We start from the raw sequence: 226 nt of genomic DNA, 5'->3' as shown, positions 1-226 counted from the left end.
TAAGCGAATATCGTCTTTGGTCACCTCGATATATTCAAGCCGTTTGCCCCGGTGTTCCGCTGTCTTCACCTCGCGCTGGTGCTGATGCAGCAGGGCGATACTTTGTATCAGGGTGAGATATTTCATGTGGTCGCGTCGGGTGCGGGTTTTATCGCTCATGAACGTTAACTGTGAGGCATAAGGGTTAACCACATTGAGCGGGCGCAACAACCGTTGGGCATTTTGA

At 51.3% G+C, this 226-nt stretch carries 1 pseudogene; it reads right to left on the bottom strand.

The features are described from left to right. Positions 1 to 226: pseudogene (locus ABR397_RS24160) on the bottom strand (DNA primase); the annotation flags it as partial.

Source organism: Photorhabdus viridis (genome assembly GCF_040256935.1).
GTDB lineage: Bacteria > Pseudomonadota > Gammaproteobacteria > Enterobacterales > Enterobacteriaceae > Photorhabdus > Photorhabdus viridis.
This window is presented reverse-complemented; position numbering and strand designations above follow the sequence as displayed.